The sequence below is a fragment of the Parabacteroides sp. APC149_11_2_Y6 genome, from assembly GCF_054506995.1.
On record NZ_CP173709.1, the window covers coordinates 1,171,340 to 1,194,309 of the forward strand.

Here is a 22,970-nt window from a genome sequence, read left to right on the forward strand (position 1 = left end):
TTATTTAATAATCAAATTCTTCCGGGGGATTTTTAGCATCCTGTCGCATTGCAATTGCACGGAAAACGACCATCAGGATACAAATAATACCAAGTACACCCATTGTACAGTTTTTTATTACTACGTCATGGAGATCGCTTGTTCCCACTAATACTAAAGAAATAAATGACAACATTAGAGTTGCATCTACCAAATCCTTATTGATTTTCATATTTTTTTGAATTTAAGTTATTCCAAATAGATTTTTATTCCTCATCAGCAAGCGTGTTGTCTTGTTCTGTGGAAGGTGTACTTAGGCCTCTCATTATGCCATACAGACCGGCGCCAAGTGTTACCATTACTACTACCAGTTTCAAATAATCATTTGTGATGATTGAACTGCACGCAAGAACACAACCGATGATGGTGATAATGATATAAATATAAATACGGGATTTACCTGATTTTTTATTATTAGAAGACATATCTTTTTGATTTTTAGTTAATTATTAAATTGATTGTATTGAAAAAACACAATAAAGAAATGTATGGAAATAAAATCCCCATAGCACATACCATGAATGTATAATTAACTAAATAATGATTCTTCGCAGGGCATAGACATGATACCCCATACGGCAAAGCAAGGTGGAAAGGTTAGTTATTTGACATATCGTTACTTCTTCAGATACTTTCTGCAGAAGATCTTCTCCTTTCAGTCGGAAGTATTGAGAAAACTTCTCCTGATATTTGAATAAACGTATATTTAGCGTGTTTGATGTATGCTGAACAACTCTGCGTGGAGTAAGACAATTACTCCCTTTCAGTTCACTGCTTAATACTTGCAAATGATGGTTTATATCGGATGAGCTTTTTTCTTTCATTACGGCTTCCTGCTGCTTGGATAAACCATCAACAGTACTGCTGCTTACCTTCTCTATCGGGATAAAAAGCAACATGCCGAACAATAGTGTTAATATGAATAGAAAACTTCTCATGCCGCAAAGATATATGAATTCTTATAAAAACAACAATCATATAACTTTTTTTGTTTCTATTTTTGTAGGCGAAAAAAAGAAAATGCAATTATGAGTAATCAAAAAAATCGCTTGCAAGCTTGGTTTGAGGCGGCTCGGCCTAAAACATTGCCAGCATCAGTCAGTCCTGTGTTATTAGGATGTGCTTTAGCTTATTATGATGGATATTTGACCGTATCTATCACTGTTTTATGTTTTCTGGTAGCTGTTTTTGCCCAAATAGCCAGTAATTTTGCAAATGATTATTTTGATTATAAAAAAGGTGCAGACAATGAAGACCGTTTGGGGCCTGAACGGGCAGTAGCGCAGGGATGGATTACTCCGAAAGCAATGTTGGCAGGAACTTTTATAACTTTGGGATTAGCTTGCCTGAGCGGATTGGTTTTAGTCTGTCTTACAGATTGGCGTCTTATTTTTGTTGGCATTGCGATAGCTCTCTGTGTTCTTGCTTATTCAGCAGGACCGTTCCCTTTGGCATATAATGGGTTGGGGGATATTTGTGTTTTGCTGTTTTATGGGGTGATTCCGGTTTGCTTTACTTATTATGTACAAACAATGTCTTTTTCTTTATTAACTCTTTTATTATCTATTGCGGTAGGTTTGTTGTCTGTAAATATATTGGTTGTCAATGATTACCGGGATTATGCACAGGATAAAGCGGCTGGCAAACGAACTACGATTGTATTGTTTGGCAAGCGTTTCGGACGTTTTTTTTATGTGGTAAATAATATACTGGCTTTTATCCTTATATGCCCGTTATTGATAGATGCTCCCTGGTGGATTCTGTTCGCTTTCGGAATTGTGTTTGGTTTGATGTTTATGACCAGCAAAGAGGTTTTTACCCGCGAAGGTAAAGATTTGAATATAACATTGGCGCATACGGCACGCAATGTGTTTTTGTTTGCTTTGATATTATCCGTATTGTTTATATCGGTGGTTGTTCTTTAAACCGGTTTTTAACTTGTTCCGTTAGTTGTGTTTTATTTCTATCGATTGTCTATGTATTTAATTTTTGGATAAATGATGGGATAAAATTCTACGTATTCCCCTCAATGCTTTCTGTATGGATTTGGAGAGGATAATTATTGTTACCGCCAGTATGATTAGCAGAATGCCTAATGCAAGGTGTAAAGTAAAAGGTTCTCCGAAAATCAAAACTCCGACACATACAGCCGTAACCGGTTCCATCGCACCAAGAACAGAGGTTAATGTCCCTCCGATATTTTGTACGGCAAGAACCAGTGTTATATTGGAAATTACCGTTGGTACAACAGCCAAAAGTATCAGGTTCATAAGCGACAGGGCATCCGGTATCGGCTGGATACCTTGGTTTGTGCTTGCTTTAATGGCGAACATGCAGGTACTTACGATAAATACAAAGAAGGTCATTTTTCTTCCGGACATCGCTTTTACCCTCGATTTATTTACAGTTGTGATGTATAAGGCATATCCGATAGCGGAAAGCAATACAATGAATACTCCTATAACACTCATACTCACATCTCCCTCACTAATGGAAAGACGGGCTACTCCGCAAATGGCCAGACCGATAGCTGCCAAAGTGACCCAAGAAGTCTTCTCATGGAAGAACAGTAACATAATCAGCGTGACAAAAACTGGATAAGTAAAGTGCAGTGTTGTCGCAATGCCTGCGGACATAAAGTTATATCCCCAAAAAAGGAACATCGCTGAAGCTGTGTAAAAGAAGCCAAGTAAAATGAGCACGGGAATGTCCTTCTTTTCTATGCGGAATGACTCTTTTTTTACCGTCATGATTATTGTTAGGGCCAGGGAGGCAAACAGGAAACGGTAGAACAGGATGGAGTCGAACTGCATCCCTTTAGCCATCAACGGCAAAGTAAATAAGGGTATTAAACCGAAGGTTGCCGCAGTGATGATACCATAGGCAAACCCTTTAATGTTGTTCATATATTGCTTCTTTTATAAATCAAATATCTTTTACTTTCAATATATTGTATGATGTACCTACATCGTATACATCGCTACCGTCTATTTTCTTGATATATTTTACCACTTTTATGGTAATAGGCAGGATGATGACTTCGTATGCTGATTTCAGTACAGCTTGTGTTCCTATCATAATAAAAAGCTCTTTAACCGGGATTAGTCCGGCAAATGCTATCGGGAAAAATATCATCGAATCGGCACTTTCTCCAACGAGGGTAGAGGCAATGGCGCGTAATGAGAAATTTTTTCCGTTTGAAGCAACTTTCATTTTACTCATTACATAGGCATTCAGGAACGAACCGACCAAAAAGGCAATCAGACTCGCTATGGCAATACGTGGCGCCATTCCAAATACAAAATTGAATCCATCTTCTCCTTCCCAGAATGGAGCCGCCGGCAACATTACAGCCAGTTGGGCAAACCCGATTACCAGAAAATTAGATGCAAATCCGCTCCAGATAATCAAACGGGCTTTTTTAAATCCCCAGACTTCTGCGATACAGTCATTGATGATATATGAAATGGGAAATACGATTAATCCAGCTGTTGCAGTGATACCGCCAATCTGTATGACTTTTGTTTCTAATAAATTGGAAGCTACCAGGCAGATATTGAATAAAATACCCAGCAGCATAAAAGGAACGGTTACTGTTGTTTCTTTTTGCATAATTCTTGTTTTTTACGAGGTTTATCAAGCACTCGGGAAGTTAAAACACTTCCTTAGCATATCAAATATTTTATCGGGTGCAAAGGTACGGATTTATTTTCATAAAAGAAGGATACATCCGCTCTGTTCAGAGGCGGAATGTATCCTTCGGACCATTTTGGCATTAGTGCTAATTATTTGAACTATTAAAAATAGACTTGCACACGTGCTGATAGAAAATTAAAATGTTGATTTTCTTTGGCTCCGTTGATACAAGCATGGTCATAATTTAAACGTAAGGTGATAAATTTCTTCCAATAGTAATTGCAAGCCAGTGACAATTGCTTCTGTTTTCCACCTAAAATATTGGCTTCCTGGTCATTCAAATCCAGATAAGAATACCGGGCAACAAATTCCAAAGAACCGGGTTTGGGTAACTTCAACCGTGCCCATTCATTGGCATATGAATATCCGTCGCCGATAGCAAGGAAACCTATTTGCCCATAAGTACCCAGTGCCTGGTATTTAGGCAAATTTTTATACCTGTTCGTCTGTATATAGAAAAACTCTGATTGCAGGCTGAATTTATGAATTGCCCCGATAAATTCTCCGGCAACCTTAAATGTATTTCTGGCATCGGTAACTTTTGCTTCCACAAACTTCTGGGAATTAATCGGACTACCTAATGTAGCCCCGAAAGTCACATCCCTAATGTTACCTTCCTTTGCCGGGTCCGGCCTGCGGAAAGTAGAGGCTACGCCAATATGTACAATTCCCCCTTGTTCTTTAACAGGATTGAATGCAATACGCCCGGTAACAGCATATCCGTCTGTTTGTGTATAGTTGATTTTCTCCTGGAAATGCGTATCACCGAATACACCTCCGGCATACCAGAACCAACCTTTCCATCCGATGTACTCGATACCTAATTTTCTACCCGGAGCAAAAGCTTCTGTGACAGCTCCGGCACTGATAAATTTGATATTGGCCGAACTTTCCATATAATCAATACCGAAAGGTTCCCCAAAGTGTCCTGCACGGACATATGAGTTCGGGTGGAAGTCATATTCAACAAAAATATCTTTCAATGAAATCTTGTTCTTAGAGAAGCCAAGCTCTGCCTTTCCTTGGAATTTCTGGTATTTACCTTTTATACCCAGGCGAATATCGCTAAAAGTGGCACCACTGCCTAATTTAGGGTCAGAGTTGGAAAATGCGGTTCCGTCAAGATAAAAGCGTCCGATGGGTGTAACGGAGAACTTTTCCGGTTTTTCTTGGGCAAATGAAGTCCCTATTGCCAGGAATATCCCGGCAATAATACAATTGACTTTTTTCATAATGATTTGCTTAGTAACCGATTACGACTTTACTTTCTTTCGGGTTAGTTACGTTGCTCTTCACACCCCATTCTCCCGTAATATATTTGTAGTTGCCTTCAGGTACATCGTTTGAATAAACGATGATGGTACGAGGATCATCTGTCCAGTATTGTTTTACTGTTTTGTTGTCCATTTCTTTCTCAACTTTCTGGTCGTCCGGATTTACAATCATTTTCAGACCTACAGAGGTGTTCATCATTTCCATGTCGCCGCGACTGTTTCCAGCAGAGAATAGCGGTTTGGCTTTAATAAATGTATTGACAACTTCTGCTTTACCATTGTCTTGGGATACAGGGAATACCAATTGGTCGGTGACGATACCTTCTGCAGTTACCAGAGATTTGACACCCAGGATGCGGTCTTCGGGAATACCTAATTGCTCGGCACAGAATCTTTGGTACAGTAATTCGGGAGAAGCAGATATAATCCAGAGTTCGAAGTCATACTCTTTCAGGTTGGCGAGCAACTGTTTCATTTCCGGGTACATTTTGTTCTGGTATTTTTCATGAAACATGTCGTTACCTATTTTCTGTATTTCATCGGAAGTCAGCCCGGACAAGAAACGGACACGGTTCTGTACGAAGTCGACACCTACATTATTTCCATGTAATAGTTGGTCTACAATCGCCATTTTTTCTTTTGATTTCTGGTCTTTCTTTCCAGCATACGTTTTTTGAGCATAATCGTATAAGGCTTCATCCGCCAGATAATAGGGGACTTGTCCGAAAAGTGTTCCGTCGCAGTCGAATACTGCCACTTTGCGGGTTTTCATGGGAACAGTTGATTCTAAGAATGCTTCCAGTTGGCTGTTTACATCATCGGAGAATCCTTTAATGGGCTTGTAAACAAATGTTTGGGCATCAATACCGGCAACAATAAATAAGAATGCCAGCGTTACGGCTAACAGTTTAGGGAATCTGACTAAAGTTTTCATAACAATGTGTTTTAAATTGGTCTATAGAGAATTTTTCGTAATAGATCTATATAAGGGTATTTTTTATTTCATTGATTCTCTGTGACAAATATAGAAATAAGTCTGAAAATAATTACATTTGTTATCGCTAAAGAAATCTGTTTAAAAACAAGTTATTATGATGAACATTAAGTTAGGGTTGCTGGTTACATTACTTATGCTGACAACAACCGCCCTTGAAGCCCAACAACAGGACTGGGCTCAGTTTAATCGTTATGAAGAAGCAAACAAGTCTGTGAAAACAACTCCTAAAGCTGTATTTATGGGTAATTCAATTACCGAAGGCTGGTGGGGTAATGATGCTCAATTCTTTAATGATCATCAGTTTCTGGGACGTGGAATCGGTGGTCAGACTTCTTCGCAAATGCTGGTACGTTTTCGGGCCGATGTGATTGATTTGAAGCCGGAAGCAGTAGTGATTCTTGCCGGTACCAATGATATAGCCCAGAATACCGGTTATATTTCATTGGAAAATATTTTGGGAAATATTATTTCTATGGCGGAACTGGCAAAAGCTCATAATATCCGGGTTTTGCTTTGCTCTGTATTACCGGCTTATGATTTTGGATGGCGTCCGGGGCTGGAACCTGCTCCAAAGATTGCCCAACTGAATAAAATGATAAAAGAGTATGCCGATAAAAACAAGTTGACTTATGTGGATTATTATTCCAGTATGGTTGACGAACGTGGCGGACTGCCTGAAAAATATTCGAAAGATGGTGTTCATCCGACATTGGAAGGATATAAGGTAATGGAAAAGATTGTGCTCGATGCACTTACTGACTAAATATTCTTTTATTATACATCAATTATAAAAGGCAGGAAGATATTTTTTTACAATATTTTCCTGCCTTTTTAATCATTATATGTTTGTTTTAAATCAATAATCCTGCGGCCACTTCTTCTGTAACTGCGTCACCTTTGATTGCAGCAACCAATGCAAGCGCAAATTCCATTACCAGACCGGGCCCTTTACCTGTAATAACATTCCCATCTTTTTCTACAGCCTCTCCGGTAGCTGTTGCTCCGATTAATGTTGCTTCAAAGCTTGGATAACAGGTCGCTTTACGTCCTTTCAGCAGGCCGAGACCACCCAGAACAAGCGGCGCTGCACAGATAGCGGCAACAATCTTTTCCTGTCTGTACTGTTGAAGTAATGCTTCTTTTAACGGCTCGCAAGCATTCAGGTTATTGCTTCCGGGCATACCTCCCGGAAGGATTAAGGCGTCGGCTTCCGTAAAATCAGCATCAGTGAATAACAAATCTGCTGTTATTTCAACACCATGTGCACCGCAAACCTTCTGTTCGCCTGTGATGGAGACAGTTTTTGCTTCGATACCTCCGCGACGTAAAATGTCGACAGTACCGATGGCTTCCATCTCTTCGAAGCCTGTTGCTAAGAATACGAATGCTTTCTTCATACCTTTTTTCTAATAGGGGTTATACTTATTTCAGTTTATATACATATGTGATTGTACCACTTTGGTTGTTAGTTCCTTGAATACTGTTGAATTTAGCTTTCTTTGCAGCATCCAATGCACTTTTACGCATTGAGGCATTATCAATATTTGTTCCTTTCCCGATTTCGGCTAATATTACATTGCCTTTTGGGTCTACTGTTATATTAATAACAATTTTACCTTCTTCCTGGATAGTATAAGCAGGACGGGGAAGACCGCCGGCACCGATGGAGCGTCCGTTCAAGTTGAAAGAACCATAGCCGCCAACACCTTCGTTTGCTCCGTGGTCAGAGTTTCCAAATGGGCTGCCCTGGTTGCCGGTTCCGGTTTCAGCATCACCCTGGCTGTTGCCTTTTGCGCTACCCATACCGAATGCACCGGCCACCTTGTTTTGGATGGCTTGCTCCTTCTTTCGTTGTTCTTCTGCAATACGTTTCTTTTCAGCTTCTTCCTTGCGGATGCGTTCTTTTTCCTGTTCTTCTTTCCGTTTCTTCTCTTCTTCTTTTTTACGCTCTTCCTCTTTTTTCTTTTTCTCTTCTTTAAGAGCAACGCTTTCTTCCAGATCTTGAGTGATTAGTTCCTCTTTCGGGGCTTCCACTTTAGGTTCCGGAACGGGCGGGGGAGGAGTGGTTGTTTCCTGAGGCAGTTCCTGGCCGGTATATTGAGGTTCGAAAGTGCCGGCTGCGGAATTTACATTACCGAAGTTGACCAGTACACCTCCATCTTCATCCGGAACGACCGTTTTCAACACACAGAAGTACAAGAACAGCAGAATAGCCAGGTGAAAAGCTATCGAACCGACTAAACCGTATATGTCATCTTTGTTAAACTTCATATTATTTCAGTTGACAGTTGATAGTTGACAAGTGACGGTTACCAGCGACAAGGGTGTCGGCTGTCACTTGTTAACGGTCAACTATTTTTTAGCTCTGGTGGCAAGCACCATCTTGAATTTGTTTTCGTTCGCAATATTCAAAATCTTTACAATTTCTTTATAGGGTACCGTTTCGTCTGCATATAAAGCTACGAACATTTCAGGTTCTTTTGCGTAGCTATCCTGCAAGAAAGGAGTAATTTCATCAAATGAAACCTGCGTTTCCCGCTGGTTACCGAATGCGACATAGTAATTCAGGTTTGCATCAATAGTGACACGCGTCAGCGGTTTGGCTGCCGTTTGTTTCTGGGCTTGCGGCAGAGTCACTTTAATGGCATTCGGAATCACTACGGTTGAGGTAACCATAAAGAAAATCAACAGCAGGAATATGACATCGGTCATAGAAGCCATGCTGAAACTTTCATTTACTTTTGTTCTTCGTTTTAAAGCCATAATTTTATAAGTTGACAGTTGTCACTTGATTAGTTTGCAGGTTCATTTAATAAGTCCATAAATTCCATGGTGCGGGCTTCCATTTTATGGACAACATTGTCGACCTGTGAAACCAGGTAGTTATAGGCAAAAAGGGTAATGATACCTACAACCAGACCACCTACCGTAGTAACCAGGGCTTCATAAATACCTCCGGACAGTAAGGAAACGTCTACATTTGTACCGGCATTTGCCATATCGAAGAATGCACGAACCATACCGGTAACAGTACCAAGGAACCCTAACATCGGGGCACCTGCTGCTGTCGTGGCAATCAAAGGGAAACCTTTTTCCAGTTTGGCAATTTCGATATTACCGACATTTTCGATAGCAACCAATACGTCATTCATCGGACGTCCTAAACGGCTGATACCTTTTTCAATCATACGGGCGGAGGGAGTATTGATGCTGCGGCATAACTTGATGGCAGAATCAATCTTGCCCTGATGGATATAATCTTTAATACGGTTCATGAAGTTTTCGTCTTCTTTTCCTGCACGGCGGATAACCATCAGGCGTTGGATGAATATATAACATGCCATTAATGATAACAGCAATAATACAATCATAATCCATCCCCCTTTGAAGGCGAGGTCTATTACATTAATTTCAGCTTCGGTCGGGACGGTTACAGCCGTTAACTCCGGCATCTGTTCTGCAGCCTGTGAACCTACAGCCTGCAGGGAAAGTAGAATACTCATATTGGATTAAATTAATTGAAAATGAATACTTAACATTGTTTTTCAGCCAGAACTTTTTTATTTGTTCAGGCATTCTTTGTATAATCGGATAGTTTCTTTCAAGCCAAGATACAAGGCATCACTGATAAGCGCATGTCCGATGGAAACCTCGTCTAATCCCGGTATATTCTTACTGAAGAACTCCAGGTTTTCCAAGCTCAGGTCATGGCCGGCATTCACACCCAGTCCTAAATTCTTAGCCAGACGTGCCGCCTCGATGAAGGGGGCGATTGCTTCTTCCTTGTTTTTGGGGTAAAGAGTAGCATAAGGCTCTGTGTAGAGTTCGATGCGGTCGGTACCTGTTTTAGCAGCTAATTTGATATTTTCGAGGTCTGTGCCGATAAAAATTGAAGTACGTACACCTTGTGAAGTGAATGTATCCACCAGCTCGCTTAATTGGTCGAAGTGGTCTTTTACATTCCAACCGGCATTGGAGGTGATGGCATCTGGTGCATCCGGAACTAATGTAACCTGTGTCGGTTTCACTTTTAATACAAGGTCGATAAACTTGTCGGAAGGATAACCTTCAATGTTAAACTCTGTTTTAATCTCCGGTTTCAGGGCATATACATCGTTATATCTGATATGTCGTTCATCAGGTCTGGGATGAACCGTAATGCCTTGTGCTCCGAATATTTCGCAATCTTTAGCTACCTGAACTAAGTTGGGAGTATTGCCTCCGCGTGCGTTACGAATAGTTGCAACCTTGTTAATGTTTACACTTAAATTTGTCATCGTATATCGTTATATCTTTTTTCTTTCATTACTTTTGCACAAAGTATCGGCAAATTTAGCAGTATTTAGGGAATTAACAGAATAATGTTGGTAAAAGATTTCATAACGAAGGAACCTCCTGTGTTAAAAAGTTTTGACACAGGAGAGTATGTCTTGGCTCTGATGGATGATTTCAAGTTGAAGCATCTACCGTTGCTGAGTGATGGAGCTTATAAAAGTCTGGTCTCGGAGAAGGATATACTTACCATGCCGGACATTGCTTCCACAATCGGTGATTTGACGATTTTTGCCCCGGGCGTAACGGAAAACAGCCATATACATGAGGCCCTGTCTTTAATGTCCCGTTACCAGTTGAGCCTGCTGCCTGTAATAAGTCCCGAAGGAGAATATCTGGGTGCCGTTACACGTGATAAGCTGGTGGATATTTTGGCTGAACTTTGCTGTGCGGAAGCATCCGGTAGCGTATTTGTTCTGGAAGTAACGCCACAGGATTATTCGCTTACAGATATTGCCCGCCTGATAGAATCCAATAATGCACATGTATTGAATCTCTTTTCCTATACGGATAAGGATACCGGACGTCTTCGTCTGATTATCAAAATAGACCTGGAAGATGCTTCTCCCGTAATCCGCAGTTTTGAACGGTTTAACTATACGGTTCTTTATTATTTTATGGAGAAGGGAATGGTGGATGACTTGTTGCAACAACGGATAGAAGAACTGGTACATTTTATGAATATATAAACCGGTAGTATGAAAGTAGGTGTATTTGGCAGTGAGTACCAGGCTGAGAAACAAAATGTAATCAAGCGTTTGTTTGAGAAACTCCGTCAGCAGGAATCGGAAATTTATATCGATAGCCGTTTCTACTCCTTTCTGACGGACGGGTTGGATTATGAACCTCCTGTTACCGGCATATTGATAGGTGATGAATTTGATTTGGATGTAGCCCTCAGTGTCGGTGGAGATGGTACGTTCCTGCGTACGGCGGCCCGTGTGAACAAACAGAATATTCCTATTTTAGGTATCAATACTGGACGTCTGGGTTTTCTGGCTGATATCAGTAGCAATGAGATAGAGGATGCGTTGGACGAATTATTCAAAAATTATTACAGGATAGAAGAACGTACCCTTTTGAGGCTTTATACGGAAAACCATTCTTTTCAGGGATACAATTATGCACTGAATGAAATTGCCGTATTGAAGCGGGATACCTCTTCAATGATTACGATTCATACCTTTTTGGACGATGAGTATCTGACTTCTTACCAGGCGGACGGTCTTGTGATAGCGACTCCCACCGGTTCGACCGCCTATTCGATGAGTGTGAACGGACCGATTATCCTTCCGAAGAGTAGCAATGTGGTATTAAGCCCTGTCGCCCCTCATTCATTAAATGTACGTCCGCTGGTTATTCCCGATTCATATACCATTAAATTAAGAGTGGAGAGCCGGAATGAATATTTCTTGATAGCATTGGACGGGCGCTCGGAGATATTCCCGGCAGGCATTGAATTAAAAATCAGTAAAGCAGATTATACAGCGAAAGTGATAAAAAGATATAATCATACCTTCTACCAAACCCTGCGTGAGAAACTTATGTGGGGAGCAGATACACGCATGAAATAGCTGGAAAGTATGTTTTATAGCATGTATTTGTTAAACCTGGTTAAATGAATGAGAATTCCAAGTGAAAATATATGCTACATAACATAAAAGCTGTATATTTGCACTGTGTTTTTCATGGTATTAGATTTAAGGTTAACAATGAAGATTGGCTGTCTGTGAAGATGGCCTTTTTTGTTTTTGTACTATAAGGAATTGTCCTATCTTTGCGGCTGAAAGTCGTTCTTTTGTGTTTATACTAAAAAGAAAAATCTGTGTCTTCTGCCTTGCGTAAATTCCGAACGCTTTTGTGAACAATACTCTTTTTGTGGAAGAGTAGGGTATCTGATTAGCTTACTTTTATTACTAATCATATCATAATTGAAAAACAATGAGAAAAATTATTTTACTGATGATGCTTGCCGTAGTAGGGATAAGTTACGGTTATGCGCAGGAGAAAGAGTCTATTCCGTCGTGGGCTAAAGAAACCAAAGAACAGAAAGCCAAACGTATGGCGTGGTGGACACACGACCGTTTCGGGATGTTCATCCATTGGGGATTGTATAGTATGCCGGCAAGAAACGAAAACATGAAAATGATAGAAAGGACAAGCAACGAGAGATACCAAAGGTATTTCGATTATTTCAATCCCGATCTTTACAATCCTGCCGAATGGGCTGCTATAGCCAAGGCTACAGGAATGAAATATGTGGTTGTCACTACTAAGCACTTGGACGGTTTCTGTCTGTGGGACACAAAATATACGGATTTCAAGGTAACCAATACTCCATACGGTAAGGATGTACTTAAAGCTCTGGTCGATGCATTCAGGGCCGAAGGTATCCGTATCGGTTTTTATTATTCGATGATTGACTGGAATCATCCTCATTATACTTACGACCATGCCCATCCTAACCGACCGGATTCTGAGGAAGAACGGAATGAAGCCAACAAGAACCGCGACATGAAGAAGTATCAGCAGTACATGAAGAACCAACTGACTGAACTACTTACCGAATATGGTCAGATCGATGAACTTTTCCTCGACTATTCTTATCCGGGCAAGGGGCATAAGGAATGGGATTCCGAGGGTATGTTGAAACTGATTCGCAAACTGCAACCACAGATTATAGTCGATAATCGTGCTGACTTAAATCATACCTCGTGGGGATGGGACTTCCTGACCCCTGAACTATATGTTCCTTATGAATGGCCGAAAGTAAACGGTGAACGTGTACCTTGGGAAATTTGTCAGACTTTTGACGGATGGTCGTTCGGTTATGCCCGCGACCAGCAGACATGGAAAAGTACCAGACAGCTTGTAGTGATGCTTGCTGAGACTGTTAGTAAGGGAGGAAATCTACTTATGAATGTCGGACCGACAGGCAGGGGTACTTTTGAAGACCGTGCTGTCGAACGGCTCAAAGGCATTGAGGAATGGATGAAATATCATAGTCGCTCGATATATGGTTGTACGCAGGCACCCGATGAGTTTCAAGCTCCGAAAAACTGTCTGCTCACCTATAATCCTGAGACGCACAGGTTGTATATACACGTATTGGAGTGGCCGACCAAATCATTGCATCTTCCGGGATATGAGGGTAAGGTTAAATACGCCCAATTGTTGAACGATGCATCAGAGTTGGGATGGTATACGCAGACGCATGCCGATCCCGGAGCGCATACGGTCGAGACGTCTAAACCGGGCGACCTTATTATGCCTGTTCCGGTAAAACAGCCTAATGTGCTCATGCCGGTCATAGAACTTATGCTTGAAGAGTAATTCTATCCGTTCGGAATTTGAGATTCCTTTTTTACGCTTATATTTGTGACTCCATCTATAGAATAGGAAGAATATGTACCATATATTAGTTGTAGAAGACGAGCCCCGGGTGGCAAACCTGATAAAAAGCGGTTTGGAAGAATCCGGTTATCAAGTGATGTTGGCATATGACGGAGTAATGGCATTGCGTTTGTTTAAGTCGGCTACCTTTCACTTGGTTTTATCGGATATTATCCTACCCAAGATGGATGGTTTCGAGTTGTGCAAAGGTATCCGGCAAATCAATCCGAATGTTCCTATATTGATGCTTACGGCACTGGGTACCACCGACGATAAGTTGGAAGGCTTTGATGCCGGAGCGGATGATTACATGGTAAAGCCGTTTGACTTCCGCGAATTGAATGCCCGTATCAGAATCTTATTGAAGCGTAAAAATGAATCGGTAGTGGAGCCACAGCCGGAAGAATTGACTTATGCCGACCTGAGTATCAATTTAAAAACGAAGACAGTATACCGCGGGGGAAAAGAAATCCGTCTTTCCCCCAAGGAATATAATTTATTGTATTATATGGTAGAGCATGCCGAGCGTGTACTTCCCCGTACCGAGATAGCCGAAAAGGTATGGAATACTCATTTTGATACCGGGACTAATTTTATAGATGTTTATATCAACTATCTGCGTAAGAAAATAGACCGTGATTTTGAGTTGAAGCTCATCCATACAAAACCGGGTATGGGTTTTATCCTTACCAAAGCCTATGAAAATCCGAAGTAAACTGGCGATACGTTATACAGGGGTGACAGCCGCTATTTTTCTACTGTTGATGCTGGCCATTTATTTGTTTAGCGAACAGAACCGGAGTAGTGCGTTTTTCCGTGATTTGAAAAAGGAGGCAATAACCAAAGCCAACCTGTTCTTTGAGAACCGGGTGGATGCCGAAACCATGCAGTCTATTTATCTGAATAACCGGGATTTTATTAATGAGGTGGAAGTCGCTATTTACGATACGACTTTCCACCTGTTATATCATGATGCGATAGATATAGATATAGTCAAGGAAACACCCGATATGATTCATCGGATAGTGGAGAAAAGGTCCATAGAGTTCCTTCAGGGAAATTTTCAGGCAATCGGCATTATTTATGATTTCCATGGAAAAGAGTATATTATAACGGCGGCAGCTTATGATGAATATGGTTACGACAGGTTGAAATCTTTACGGGCGATGCTGATTTTCCTTGCATTTCTGGGTATTACCATTTTAGTCGGTGCCGGTTATTTTTTGGCACGGGCTGCTTTATCCCCCGTTTCCGATATAGTGAATGAAGTGGAAGGTATTACAGCTTCACAAATGAACAAGCGTCTTCCTGTAAAAAATAAAAAAGATGAACTGGGAGAATTGAGTGAAACATTCAACCGTATGCTGGAACGTTTGGAAAATGCTTTCTGTTCCCAGAAAATGTTTGTCAGCAATGTGTCCCACGAACTTCGTACACCTATGGCAGCCTTAATTGCCGAATTGGAACTGGCAACCTTGAAAGAACGTTCTCTGGAAGAATATAAAGGTGCAATTCGTAATGCCCTTCAGGACTCTCATAAGATAGTAAGATTAATTACCGGCTTGCTGAATCTGGCAAAGGCGGATTATTTGCCGGAACAGATAAAGATGGAGCAAGTAAGGCTGGATGAATTGCTGTTGGATGCCCGTGAAGTAGTTTTGAAAGCGAATCCGGATTATTCTGTTATGTTGCTATTCGAGCAAGAGGCGGATGATGACTCTGTCCTTACCGTATCAGGAAACAGTTATTTGTTGAAGACTGCTTTTGTTAACCTGATAGAAAATAATTGCAAGTTTTCCTCCAATAAAACATCTTCTGTCCGTATCTCTTTTAAAGAAGCTATTTCTGTTATCAGCTTTTCCGATACCGGAGTTGGAATGTCGGAAGAAGATTTGGAAAAACTGTTTATCCCTTTTTATAGGGGCGACAATCAGTCCGAGGCGCCCGGTTATGGCATAGGTATGACGTTGACTCATAAAATCATAGCCTTGCACCGAGGTTCAATCCGGGTAGAATCGGTAAAAGGGAAAGGTACTACGTATGTAGTTGAATTGCCTCATATTTGAATGCCTGATGTCATAATCCTGTCTCAAAAACTATGTTTTACAGCATATATCTGTTAAATCAGGTTAAAGTAATGAGAATTCCAAGTGAAAATATATGCTACATAACATAAAAGCTGTATATTTGCATTGTGTTTTTCATGGTATTAGATTTAAGGTTAACAATGAAGATTGGCTGTCCGTGATGGATAGCCTTTTTTTTTGCTCTGAAATGACATACCTTTGCAATGTTTTTTGAATGTCAAGTTTCTAAATAATCGATATGAAAAGAGTATTTTGTCCTAAATGTGATAATCAGTTAGCTTTTGATGAAACAAAATATCAGGAAGGAAAAATCCTTGCTTTTGTTTGTCCTCAATGTGGTTCCCAGTTCAAAATAAAGTTGGGAAGAAAAACTGTCCGTACCCGGGATGGTTTGGAAAAGGAAGTAAAGGAACCGGATTTCTCATGTGGGCATATAACGGTTATTGAAAATGTATTCGGATTTAAACAGGATTTACCTCTTGTGATGGGTGATAACGTCATCGGACGTCGTAATAAGGATACGGATGGTGTGGATGTCCCTATCATTACCAGCGACCCCAGTGTGGGACGTAAACATTGCATAATTAACGTAAAAGAAAACAAGCAGGGAGAGTTGGTGTATACCTTGCGTGATTTCCCCAGTCTGACCGGTACATTCCTGCGTAGCGTTTTGTTAGGGAAAAAAGAGCAGGTACGGATTGAAGAGGGTGCTGTTGTCACTATCGGAGCCACGACATTTATATTGCACGAAGCCGGATATAAGGAAGAGGAATAATTGCATTAGGATTTAATCTTAATGCTCTCCGGGGTAAAAATTAATCTCTTACATCAGGGCGATGAGGGAGATAGGGGGAAAAAATAGTTCAGGTTTCGGAATGATGGATACAAGATTCCTTTTTATCCCCGGAGTAGCAACTAAGATTCAAACTTCATTATTGTGTATATTTGTTTAGATACTGTGGATAAAACAAGTCTATTGGCGTTTGGATTATGCCCTTTAACGTAAAGAAGTTAAAACAAAATAAACAAACCTTTAGATTTTATCGGTTAAAACCTTTCTAAGTTTCTTTTACTTAGTGTTTTATTGGCTGTTTCCGGCTACTTATGTATTTGTTAAAAGCCTTTTACTGAGTGCTATCCGGACTGAGCAATTTATGCTGATTGGGAACAATCCCCGTTTCCGCCTTGTTATAAGTCATAAAATTCGCAAAAACTAAATTTAAACGATAATATGATTTATTACTTAAGGTATTTCAGCATCATCCTGTTGATGTTTCCTGCTTGTGCCTTTGCCCAAACCCACGTTATGGAACTCTCGTTGGAGCAGTCATATTCGTTGCTTCAAAAGGAGAATAGAAGTTTGAAACTGGCAGGGAAGGAGGTTGAGCTGGCAAAAAATGAACATCAGAAACTAAACGCCTTCTGGTATCCCACTCTCAACGCGACCGGAGCTTATCTCCACATGTCGAATCCGGTGGAAGTACGTCAGCCCCTTAACCAGTACACAGACCCGGCGAAGGATTTTGTCCATTCTATCCTGCCCGACGACCAGCTTATTTCATCCATTCTCGATAAGATAGGGCAGAACACACTGACATTCCCGTTAGTCTCCCGGAATGTAACCTCTATCGATGCCAATCTGACCTGGCCTGTTTTTACGGGAGGTAAACGTATCTATGCCGGAAAAATCGGAAAGGAACTGGTTTCTATCGCCGAGATAAACAGGGAGCAGGTAGGAGCCAACCAGCATGCATTGCTTATCGAGAGCTATTTCGGTTTGCGCCTGGGGCAACGTGTGGTGGAAGTGAAAGAAGAAACGTATAAATCTTTAAAAACCCACTATGACCAGGCAGTAAAGCTGGAAGAGCAGGGAATGATAAACCGTGCCGAACGCCTGTTTGCCCAAGTGAGCATGGATGAAGCCAAACGGGAACTGGAATCGGCACGCAAAGACCTGGAAGTGGCTTCCCAGGCATTAAAAAGCCTTATCAATATGGAGGATGATACGGAAATCCGTACAACCACCCCGCTCTTCATCAACGAAAGTTTTCCCTCGGCCGGTTATTTCAAAGAGATGGTTCCGTATAGCAATTATATGGTGAACCAACTGAAACTACAGGAAAGCATAGCCGGAAACCAACTCAAAATGGGACGAAGCGCTTATTTCCCGACGATTGCTTTAATTGGCAAACAGACGCTTTATGCAAACGGAGTCGATAAATACCTGATGCCCCGTACTATGGTGGGTATCGGTTTCACATGGAATATATTCGACGGGTTAGACCGCGAGAAACGTATCCGCCAGGCACGCCTCACCAGCCAGTCGCTGGCTATAGGCAAAGAGAAAGCGGTAACCGACTTGCAGGTTGGCGTCGATAAATTCCATACCCAGATGCAAAATGCACTGGATAATGTAAACGCCTTGAATACGACACGCGAAATGAGTGAAGAACTGGTCCGTATCCGCATGAAGTCTTTCCGCGAAGGAATGGCCACCTCATCGGATGTGGTAGATGCCGAAGTCATGCTGTCGAAAGTTAAAACAGCTTTCCTGCTCGCTTATTACCAATACGATGTGGCACTTGCCAACCTGCTTTCCGTGTGTGGCATACCAGAGCGGTTCGAACAATATCGCAGGGAAGGAAAAACAGAAATATAAAACATCATAATCACTATGGATAAAACAAAGAAATATCTATCGGTCGCCTTCGTTGTCGTATTAGGCGTCGTTATTATCATTTCGGCAATAGGCATGTTGTTGCTGAAAAAGAAACCGGTCATTCTCCAGGGACAGATAGAAGCTACGGAAATACGTATATCCGGTAAGTTGCCCGGTCGTATCGATACCTTCCTTGTCAAAGAGGGGGATTATGTGAAGGCGGGTGATACTTTGGTAGTAATCAACAGTCCCGAGGCTTTGGCAAAATACCAGCAAGTCAATGCCCTCGAGAATATCGCCCGTTTCCAGCATCAAAAGATAGACGAGGGAACCCGTAAACAAATCGTTACGACGATGAAACAGTTGTGGGATAAATCGAAATCCGACCTGATGCTTGCCAAGACCACCTACACCCGTGTGGAAGCTCTTTATAAAGACAGCGTGGTCCCTTCCCAGCGGTTGGATGAGGTGAAAGCCGTTTATGAAGCAGCCCAGGCTGCCGAACGTGCCGCTTACAGCCAATACCAGATGGCTTTGGAAGGTGCACAGGTGCAAGACAAAGAAAGCGCCCGCTCGCTGGTAAATGCTGCCGCAGGCAGTGTGGAAGAAGTTGCCGCCCTCCTGCAGGATGCCCGGCTGACAGCTCCCGAATCCGGTCAGATATCCTCTATCTTCCCCAAGCGGGGTGAGTTGGTGGGTGCCGGAATGCCAATCATGAACCTGGTGGTGTTGGACGATGTACACGTGGTGCTGAATGTGCGTGAAGACCGTCTTCCCCATTTCCGGATGGGAGGAACCTTCAGGGCGGATATTCCGGCTATTGCCCGCGAAAATATCGAATTTAAAATTAATTACCTCAGCCCGCTGGGAAGCTTTGCAACCTGGAAGTCTACCAAACAAACCGGCAGTTACGATTTGCGTACCTTCCAGATACATGCATTGCCGACCTCCAAAGTGGACGGACTCCGGCCGGGTATGTCTGTATTGGTAAATCTGGATAATGTAAATGAATGAAATAAAACAACATAGTGCCTTTTATTCCGTCTTCCGGCGTGAACTGGACCGGATGGTGTCCCGGCGCCTGTATTTCGGTGTCTGTATCATCCTGCCTTTGTTTTCTATCTTCTTTATGTCTACCATTTTCGGCAACGGACAGATGGAAAATATACCGGTAGGCATTGTGGATGAAGACCAGAGCGCTACTTCGCGGGAACTCTCCCGTCAGGTGGAAGCCGTTCCTACCTTCCGCGTCACCCGTCATTTTGTGGATGAAGAAACGGCAAGGAAAGCTACGCAGGCGAAAGAGATATACGGATATCTGGTCATCCCCGATAATTTTGAAGCGGATGCCGTTGCCGGACGTGATGCAACTCTTTCCTATTATTATCATTACGCTCTGTTGAGTGTCGGGGGAGAGGTGCGTGGCGCATTTGAAACCGTGCTGAGGACTTTATCGTTGGCTCCGGTCGTCTCTGTGGCAACCGGTATGGGGATAGGAGAGCAGCAGATTTCTTCTTTCCTGCTACCGGTAAAGTCGCAAAGCCATCCCCTGTTTAATCCGGACCTCGACTATTCGGTGTATCTGAGTAATCCTTTTTTCTTTGTCTTCCTGCAGGTGCTTGTCCTGCTGACGACTGTTTATGCCGTAGGCAGCGAGATAAAGTTCCATACCGGCGATGACTGGCTTGCCGCCGGGAAGATGAATATGTTTGTGGCGGTTACAGCCAAGCTATTGCCCTATACCCTTATTTTCAGTGTAATGGCAATATTGGCTAATTATGTGATGTTCGGCATCATGAATATCCCTTTTTCCTGTGGATTCTTTGTCTTGAACCTGACGGCGGTTTTGCTTGTCATCGCTTCGCAGGCACTCGGGTTATTCCTGTTTTCCCTGTTTCCGGCTATGGGCATTATTATCAGTATCGTTTCGATGGTCGGTTCTTTGGGGGCGACTTTATCGGGCGTTACGTTTCCGGTTCCATCCATGTATGAACCTGTCTATTATGCCTCCTATTTCTTTCCGGTAAGGCATTTTGTGGAGATTACCCAGAATCTGCTTTACGGGGATTACGGCTTTGCTTATACATGGTGGAATTTCAGTGTACTTTTCTGCTTCCTGCTGACGGCATTGGTGATGCTGCCTCATCTGAAGCGGGCAATATTAAGCGGTAAATATGAAAATATTGAATAAGATACAAGAGATAGTTTCCGGTATAAGCGGAATTATCCGTGATGAATTCCGTACCATCTCCGGCAGTTACGCCATTCTGCTTGTGCTGATGGGCGGAATATTCGTCTACGGGTTACTCTATAATTATATGTATGCACCTGACCTGGTTCGTGAAGTGCCGGTTGCGGTCGTGGATAATTCAAAAAGCGAACTGAGCCGTAAGTACATCCGCCTGCTGGATGCTACTCCGCAGGTACATATCCTGTCTACCGGCATGGATTACACCGAGGCACAGGATTTGATGAAGAAAGGAGATGTTGCAGGTATCCTGTATCTGCCCTACGATTTCGAAGACCGTGTGGCACAAGGAGATGAGTCTATATTCATCCTATATGAAACGACCAGTGCTTTCCTTTATTATATGGCGATGCAGGAAGCCTCGTCTGCTTCTATGCTGGCACTGAACGATGAGTATCGTGCGGATATGGTCGTCTTTCTGCCTGTAAAAGACGCAGCACAACTGGCTTCGGCCCAACCGATTCAAGTTGTCGGAACCGCCTTGTTTAATCCGACGGAAGGATATGGCAGTTACCTGATTCCCGCTGTCCTTATTGTGATTATCTTCCAGACATTATTGATGGTGATAGGCATGGTTAGCGGGAGGGAACGGCATAAACATCTGTTGAGGCGCTATGAACCTACCTGGAAATGGGCGGTCAGCCTTGTTGCCGGAAAAACATTTGTCTATACAATGCTTTATGCGGTATTTGCCCTTTTCCTGTTGGGCTTGATACCCTTGCTATTTGATTTGCCGGAAATAGGGAATGGCATGTATATTATAATGTTGTTGATACCGTTCCTTCTATCCACCTGCTTCTTCGGGCTGACGGCTTCTTTGTTCTTTACCGATTCGGATGCCCCTTTGCTGATGATTGCTTTCTTCTCTGTCGGCTTGATTTTCCTTTCCGGTGTTTCTTATCCGATGGAGCTTATGCCCTGGTATTGGCAAGCCGTTCATTATGTGGTGCCAGTAGCTCCGGCAGCTTTGGCATATGTCAAGCTAAGTTCGATGGGCGCCTCGATGGCCGAGATACATGTACAATACCTGACCTTGTGGATACAGTGTGCGGTGTATTTCATTACTGCCTGCTGGGTATATAAACGGAATTTGAATCTGTAAACGATTTTCAGGAAAGGTCAAGTATTGACACCCTGTTTTCAAAACATAGGTGTTTTGCATTTAAAACATATATGCTTTGCATTCAAAACACCTATGTTTTGAAAACAGGGGATATGTGCACTCTTTTTATTGCATTTCCCAACGAATCGTTATCTTTGTGACAATTCATAAATGATAAATTCGCATGGACTTTAATATAAAAGATAAAGTTGAATATATGATTGCTTTGATAAGTGAGTTTGCAAAAGCACATTCACTTACATCCAGTCAGGCATATCGTTACTTGGAACGCTATAAAGCAATAGATTTTATCGACAAGCATTATGATATAGCCCATACACAACGTTTTGAAGATGTAATCTCGGATATAACAGCTTATTGCCGGCGCTTTGGAGGAGCAATTCAATGAAACTTTATCATGGAACAACAATTGACATAGAGAAAATAGATCTCCGGAAGTCTAAGCCAAACAAAGATTTCGGCAAAGGATTTTACCTCTCGGCAGACAGAGAACAGGCGATGGCTATGGCAGATTATAAAGCTGAACAGATAGGTGGTAATCCGGTAGTCAATATCTTTGAGTTCGATGAAAAGATGTTGGAAAGTTCTTCTTTGAAAGTGAAAATATTTACAGCATATGATACCGAGTGGGCTGATTTTATTTTTGCAAATAGGAACAACCCTACATCGAAAAATATATTTGATTATGATATAGTAATAGGTCCTATTGCAAATGATCGCGTTGGTCTCCAGATACGTAAGTATATGGAAAAAGAAATTGATTTGCCTACTTTCATAGAACGGCTGAAATACATGAAAGGAATAACGATTCAATATTACTTTGGGACAGAATGTGCAATTAATTTATTAAAGAAAATATGAGTGATGCTGACTATTTGATAGAAAGTTTATCAAAAGACCTTGTCTTGTTGCTGATGGAGGATTTTAATATGGATATGAAGACAGCCTTACATACTTTATATACATCGGATACCTATGCCAAGTTGCAAAATACAAAGACCGGACTCTATTTTCAAAGTCCTCTCTACGTTTATGATTTTTTGAAAAACGAAATAGAAAAAGGCAAAATGGAATAATTAGCTATTTTCAAATATATTGATGATAATTCCTTACATTTGTGCC

General features: G+C 41.8%; 27 protein-coding genes. 15 read left to right on the top strand and 12 right to left on the bottom strand.

Annotation, left to right across the window (positions count from 1 at the left end):
- Window positions 1–4: 4 nt before the first annotated feature.
- The 3 genes from ACGE0T_RS04765 to ACGE0T_RS04775 form a co-directional block, all read right to left on the bottom strand.
- Window positions 5–211, bottom strand: coding sequence for a hypothetical protein (locus tag ACGE0T_RS04765; RefSeq protein WP_459189392.1), 207 nt, complete (start codon window positions 209–211; stop codon window positions 5–7).
- 34 nt (window positions 212–245) lie between these two features.
- Complete coding sequence (locus tag ACGE0T_RS04770) at window positions 246–464, bottom strand: hypothetical protein (RefSeq protein ID WP_459189393.1); 219 nt, start codon at window positions 462–464, stop codon at window positions 246–248.
- Between the two features lie 108 nt (window positions 465–572).
- Window positions 573–977, bottom strand: a complete 405-nt coding sequence (locus ACGE0T_RS04775) for a hypothetical protein (protein ID WP_459189394.1) — start codon at window positions 975–977, stop codon at window positions 573–575.
- A 90-nt stretch (window positions 978–1,067) separates the two neighbouring features.
- Between ACGE0T_RS04775 and ACGE0T_RS04780 the strand changes: the two genes are divergently transcribed.
- Entirely contained in the window at window positions 1,068–1,964 is an 897-nt protein-coding gene (locus ACGE0T_RS04780) for a 1,4-dihydroxy-2-naphthoate polyprenyltransferase (RefSeq protein WP_459189395.1), read from the top strand.
- Window positions 1,965–2,021: 57 nt separating this feature from the next.
- Here the strand turns inward: ACGE0T_RS04780 and ACGE0T_RS04785 are convergent, their stop codons facing one another.
- From ACGE0T_RS04785 to ACGE0T_RS04800, 4 genes are all read right to left on the bottom strand, one after another.
- On the bottom strand, window positions 2,022–2,945 hold the full coding sequence (locus ACGE0T_RS04785) for a DMT family transporter (RefSeq protein ID WP_459189396.1): 924 nt from the start codon (window positions 2,943–2,945) through the stop codon (window positions 2,022–2,024).
- Between the two features lie 19 nt (window positions 2,946–2,964).
- Window positions 2,965–3,651 carry a queuosine precursor transporter gene (locus tag ACGE0T_RS04790; RefSeq protein WP_459189397.1) on the bottom strand — a complete coding sequence of 229 codons (687 nt, stop codon included), beginning with the start codon at window positions 3,649–3,651 and terminating at the stop codon, window positions 2,965–2,967.
- Between the two features lie 185 nt (window positions 3,652–3,836).
- Window positions 3,837–4,967, bottom strand: coding sequence for an OprO/OprP family phosphate-selective porin (locus ACGE0T_RS04795; protein ID WP_459189398.1), 1,131 nt, complete (start codon window positions 4,965–4,967; stop codon window positions 3,837–3,839).
- Window positions 4,968–4,977: 10 nt separating this feature from the next.
- Window positions 4,978–5,943 carry an HAD family hydrolase gene (locus ACGE0T_RS04800; protein ID WP_459189399.1) on the bottom strand — a complete coding sequence of 322 codons (966 nt, stop codon included), beginning with the start codon at window positions 5,941–5,943 and terminating at the stop codon, window positions 4,978–4,980.
- A gap of 157 nt (window positions 5,944–6,100) precedes the next feature.
- On the opposite strand from ACGE0T_RS04800, the gene ACGE0T_RS04805 reads away from it, so the two are divergent.
- A complete protein-coding gene (locus ACGE0T_RS04805; protein WP_459189400.1) occupies window positions 6,101–6,769 on the top strand; it encodes an SGNH/GDSL hydrolase family protein in 669 nt (222 codons plus the stop codon).
- 88 nt (window positions 6,770–6,857) lie between these two features.
- Here the strand turns inward: ACGE0T_RS04805 and ACGE0T_RS04810 are convergent, their stop codons facing one another.
- The 5 genes from ACGE0T_RS04810 to ACGE0T_RS04830 form a co-directional block, all read right to left on the bottom strand.
- On the bottom strand, window positions 6,858–7,403 hold the full coding sequence (locus ACGE0T_RS04810) for a DJ-1 family glyoxalase III (protein WP_459189401.1): 546 nt from the start codon (window positions 7,401–7,403) through the stop codon (window positions 6,858–6,860).
- Window positions 7,404–7,428: 25 nt separating this feature from the next.
- A complete protein-coding gene (locus ACGE0T_RS04815; RefSeq protein WP_459189402.1) occupies window positions 7,429–8,277 on the bottom strand; it encodes an energy transducer TonB family protein in 849 nt (282 codons plus the stop codon).
- Between the two features lie 81 nt (window positions 8,278–8,358).
- A complete protein-coding gene (locus ACGE0T_RS04820; protein ID WP_459189403.1) occupies window positions 8,359–8,769 on the bottom strand; it encodes an ExbD/TolR family protein in 411 nt (136 codons plus the stop codon).
- A gap of 29 nt (window positions 8,770–8,798) precedes the next feature.
- The gene (locus ACGE0T_RS04825) at window positions 8,799–9,509 is read right to left on the bottom strand and encodes a MotA/TolQ/ExbB proton channel family protein (protein ID WP_459189404.1); all 711 of its coding nucleotides are present in this window, start codon (window positions 9,507–9,509) and stop codon (window positions 8,799–8,801) included.
- Between the two features lie 57 nt (window positions 9,510–9,566).
- Window positions 9,567–10,283 carry a pyridoxine 5'-phosphate synthase gene (locus tag ACGE0T_RS04830; protein ID WP_459189405.1) on the bottom strand — a complete coding sequence of 239 codons (717 nt, stop codon included), beginning with the start codon at window positions 10,281–10,283 and terminating at the stop codon, window positions 9,567–9,569.
- Window positions 10,284–10,367: 84 nt separating this feature from the next.
- Between ACGE0T_RS04830 and ACGE0T_RS04835 the strand changes: the two genes are divergently transcribed.
- The 13 genes from ACGE0T_RS04835 (at window position 10,368) to ACGE0T_RS04895 (ending at window position 22,924) form a co-directional block, all read left to right on the top strand.
- A complete protein-coding gene (locus ACGE0T_RS04835) occupies window positions 10,368–11,027 on the top strand; it encodes a CBS domain-containing protein (RefSeq protein WP_459189406.1) in 660 nt (219 codons plus the stop codon).
- A gap of 9 nt (window positions 11,028–11,036) precedes the next feature.
- Window positions 11,037–11,912, top strand: coding sequence for an NAD kinase (locus ACGE0T_RS04840; protein ID WP_459189407.1), 876 nt, complete (start codon window positions 11,037–11,039; stop codon window positions 11,910–11,912).
- 367 nt (window positions 11,913–12,279) lie between these two features.
- Window positions 12,280–13,671 (top strand): alpha-L-fucosidase, encoded by a 1,392-nt coding sequence (locus ACGE0T_RS04845; protein ID WP_459189408.1) that lies wholly within the window; start codon window positions 12,280–12,282, stop codon window positions 13,669–13,671.
- 73 nt (window positions 13,672–13,744) lie between these two features.
- Complete coding sequence (locus ACGE0T_RS04850) at window positions 13,745–14,446, top strand: response regulator transcription factor (protein WP_459189409.1); 702 nt, start codon at window positions 13,745–13,747, stop codon at window positions 14,444–14,446.
- Window positions 14,430–15,797 carry a HAMP domain-containing sensor histidine kinase gene (locus ACGE0T_RS04855; protein ID WP_459189410.1) on the top strand — a complete coding sequence of 456 codons (1,368 nt, stop codon included), beginning with the start codon at window positions 14,430–14,432 and terminating at the stop codon, window positions 15,795–15,797. Before ACGE0T_RS04850 ends, ACGE0T_RS04855 begins: the two co-directional genes overlap by 17 nt.
- A 259-nt stretch (window positions 15,798–16,056) precedes the next feature.
- Window positions 16,057–16,593, top strand: a complete 537-nt coding sequence (locus tag ACGE0T_RS04860; protein ID WP_459189411.1) for an FHA domain-containing protein — start codon at window positions 16,057–16,059, stop codon at window positions 16,591–16,593.
- A 456-nt stretch (window positions 16,594–17,049) separates the two neighbouring features.
- Window positions 17,050–18,477, top strand: coding sequence for a TolC family protein (locus tag ACGE0T_RS04865; protein WP_459189412.1), 1,428 nt, complete (start codon window positions 17,050–17,052; stop codon window positions 18,475–18,477).
- 15 nt (window positions 18,478–18,492) lie between these two features.
- The gene (locus tag ACGE0T_RS04870; RefSeq protein ID WP_459189413.1) at window positions 18,493–19,491 is read left to right on the top strand and encodes an HlyD family secretion protein; all 999 of its coding nucleotides are present in this window, start codon (window positions 18,493–18,495) and stop codon (window positions 19,489–19,491) included.
- On the top strand, window positions 19,484–20,668 hold the full coding sequence (locus tag ACGE0T_RS04875; RefSeq protein WP_459189414.1) for an ABC transporter permease: 1,185 nt from the start codon (window positions 19,484–19,486) through the stop codon (window positions 20,666–20,668). The genes ACGE0T_RS04870 and ACGE0T_RS04875 overlap by 8 nt, the downstream gene beginning before the upstream one ends.
- Window positions 20,652–21,827, top strand: a complete 1,176-nt coding sequence (locus ACGE0T_RS04880) for an ABC transporter permease (protein WP_459189415.1) — start codon at window positions 20,652–20,654, stop codon at window positions 21,825–21,827. The genes ACGE0T_RS04875 and ACGE0T_RS04880 overlap by 17 nt, the downstream gene beginning before the upstream one ends.
- Window positions 21,828–22,011: 184 nt before the next feature.
- The gene (locus ACGE0T_RS04885; RefSeq protein WP_459189416.1) at window positions 22,012–22,236 is read left to right on the top strand and encodes a DUF3791 domain-containing protein; all 225 of its coding nucleotides are present in this window, start codon (window positions 22,012–22,014) and stop codon (window positions 22,234–22,236) included.
- Window positions 22,233–22,709: a DUF3990 domain-containing protein gene (locus tag ACGE0T_RS04890; protein WP_459189417.1), complete on the top strand. Its 477-nt coding sequence runs from the start codon at window positions 22,233–22,235 to the stop codon at window positions 22,707–22,709. The genes ACGE0T_RS04885 and ACGE0T_RS04890 overlap by 4 nt, the downstream gene beginning before the upstream one ends.
- Entirely contained in the window at window positions 22,706–22,924 is a 219-nt protein-coding gene (locus ACGE0T_RS04895; RefSeq protein ID WP_459189418.1) for a hypothetical protein, read from the top strand. The genes ACGE0T_RS04890 and ACGE0T_RS04895 overlap by 4 nt, the downstream gene beginning before the upstream one ends.
- Window positions 22,925–22,970: the final 46 nt, after the last annotated feature.